The sequence below is a fragment of the Adlercreutzia sp. DFI.6.23 genome, assembly GCF_024462535.1.
GTDB lineage: Bacteria > Actinomycetota > Coriobacteriia > Coriobacteriales > Eggerthellaceae > Adlercreutzia > Adlercreutzia rubneri.
This window is the reverse complement of record NZ_JANGBP010000854.1, coordinates 1-286: the sequence shown is the minus strand read 5'-3', so window position 1 is coordinate 286 and position 286 is coordinate 1. Positions and strand designations below refer to the sequence as shown.

Below are 286 nucleotides of genomic sequence, written 5' to 3'. Positions count from 1 at the left end.
GCACCGCCTCGTCGAACTCGAGGCCCTTGGCTAGGCGCACCGAGCTGACGACGATACCGCCCGGGTAGGCGTCCGTGTCATCGGTGAGCAGCGTAAGGTCGTGATCGCGCGCAATGAGCTCAGCGTAGCGGGCGGCGAGGAAGTCCGATTTCGCGATGACTCCCACGGTGCGCCGCCCCGAGGCACGCCACCGCTCGATGGCTTCGTCCACCGCCGCGAGCACCCCCACGGTGTCGCCGCAGCGCGCAAAGCGCACCGCCTCCCCATGGCGCTGGACGGCGACGAG

1 protein-coding gene is annotated in these 286 nt (G+C 70.3%); it reads right to left on the bottom strand.

Annotated features, from left to right (window positions below; all coding sequences use genetic code 11):
- Positions 1–286: hypothetical protein (locus NE591_RS15750; protein WP_256157161.1), on the bottom strand; the 286-nt coding region annotated here is incomplete at both ends.